This window comes from Actinomadura formosensis NBRC 14204 (assembly GCF_001552155.1).
GTDB classification, from domain to species: domain Bacteria; phylum Actinomycetota; class Actinomycetes; order Streptosporangiales; family Streptosporangiaceae; genus Spirillospora; species Spirillospora formosensis.
In genome coordinates, this window is the sequence record NZ_BCQQ01000264.1 from 1 (window position 1) to 2,027 (window position 2,027).

The 2,027-nt window shown below is 66.1% G+C and carries 2 protein-coding genes; both read left to right on the top strand.

Features of this window, described 5'->3' with window-relative positions; translation table 11 throughout:
- Window positions 1–147: 147 nt before the first annotated feature.
- The gene (locus AF1_RS32370; protein ID WP_067808139.1) at window positions 148–654 is read left to right on the top strand and encodes a helix-turn-helix domain-containing protein; all 507 of its coding nucleotides are present in this window, start codon (window positions 148–150) and stop codon (window positions 652–654) included.
- Window positions 654–1,916, top strand: a complete 1,263-nt coding sequence (locus tag AF1_RS32375) for a site-specific integrase (RefSeq protein WP_067808141.1) — start codon at window positions 654–656, stop codon at window positions 1,914–1,916. The genes AF1_RS32370 and AF1_RS32375 overlap by 1 nt, the downstream gene beginning before the upstream one ends.
- Window positions 1,917–2,027: the final 111 nt, after the last annotated feature.

Here is a 2,027-nt window from a genome sequence, read left to right on the forward strand (position 1 = left end):
GCGCCCCTACCTCGGTAGGGGTCGCCCTACCTTCGCCCACCAGCCAAAACGCCCCCGGCTCCTACCTGCCCCTACCGCTATGGCCGCTCTCACCTGCGCGGTAGGAGGTAGGAGCCCCCGGCCCACACCCGCCAGAAAGGCAATCCTATGGACACCGAAAACCAGGACTTCCCGCCCGAGTGGTGGCTCACCCTGTCGCAACTGTGCGAGCTACTGAGCATCGCCCCCGCCCTGTGGGAGGACTGGCGGAGCAACGGAACCGCGCCCGCCCACACCACCGGCCGCGACGGCATCGCCCGCGTGCACCGCGCCGACCTGGCCGCGTGGCTGGACCACCAGCACGCCACCGCCGGCGAGTGGCTCACCCCCGCTGAGGCTCGCGCCTACCTGCAAGCCCTGGAAACCGGCCAGGCCCCACCCGCCCCCGCCCCAGGATCGCCCGGTGAATGGCTCACCGTCCCGCAGATCTGCGCCGAGTTGAACATCGCCCCCGAGGACTGGCGGGACTGGCGTGCCCAGGGACACACCCCCCGCCACGTCATCACAGACGGAACCGCCAGGGTACGCCGTGTCGATCTGGAAACCTGGATGAGCCTTCGTCCCACCGTTGACCTTTTCGACGTCATCGACCCCGACGAGCGGGAGGGGCGTTAATGGCCAGACGCGCGAACGGGGAAGGGTCAATCTTCCCCTACCGCAACGGCTACGCCGCATACGTGTGGGTCACCACGCCCAGCGGCGAACGCCGTAAGAAGTGGGTCTACGGCAAGACCCGAGAAATCGTGCATGAGAAGTACATCAAGCTTCTCAACGAAGCGAAGCAACACCCGATCGCTACCACGATGCCGACCGTAGAGCAGTACCTCACGTACTGGCTCAAAGACGTGATCGAACCGAACAGGGAACCGAACACCTATTCACACTATGAGCTGATGTCTCGGCTCCACGTCATCCCTGGTCTGGGGAGGAAGCGTCTCGACCGGCTTACCGTGCGGGACGTTCAGAAGTGGATGAACGCCGTTCCAAGCGCGTGCCAGTGCTGCGCACAGGGCAAGGACGCACGGCGCCCGCGTAACCGGCAACGTTGCTGCGCGGTCGGGAAATGCTGCCAGGACTACCCGAGTCGGCGCACTATCACCGCCGCACGGAACACGCTTCGGGCCGCGCTCAATCACGCGCGCACAGAGGAGATTCTTTCTCGCAACGTCGCGGCTCTGGTCAAGGTGCCGACCGCGCGAAAGCGCACGCGTAAGGCGTCCACGTGGACCGTGGAGGAAGCGCGCCGGTTCCTCGAACACACCAGGGAAACCGATGATCCGCTGTATGCCGCGTGGGTCCTCATTCTCGTGATGGGGATGCGGAAGGGGGAGGTGTTCGGCCTGCGCTGGGCGGATATCGACTTCACGGCCGAGGAACTGTCCATCGGATGGCAGCTACAGCGCGTCGGTACCCGCCTGATCCACAAGGAGCGCACGAAGACGGACGGCTCTACCGACGTGCTTCCGCTTCCGTCCCCATGCGTCTCAGCGCTGCGCATGCGGGAACGCCAGCTCGCAGCGGCCCGACGTGCCGCAGGTGACGACTGGCAGGCAAGCGGGCTGGTCTTCACCACCAGGACCGGCCGCCCGGTCGAACCGCGCAACGTCAATCGCGCGTTTGAGTCGCGTTGTGCCGCCGCCGGCGTCCGGGGGATCCGGGTTCACGACACCCGGCACACCTGCGGCAAGCTGCTGGCCGCGCTCGACGTTCACCCGCGTGTGGCGATGCAGATTCTCCGGCACAGCCGGATCAGCATCACGATGGAGATCTATACGGAGGTGCCCTCCGAGGACACCAGGGCCGCGCTCAAGCGGCTCGGGGACCACCTTCGGCGCCCCGATGACCAGGACGGAGAGGGCTCTCCAACGGGGGCGTAGCTGTACTTCGCTGCTGTACGCGTTGCCAAGAGGCCCCTTGCAGTGATTGCAAGGGGCCTCTGAACTGGGAGCCGACGCGGGGACTTGAACCCCGAGCCTTCTGTTTACAAG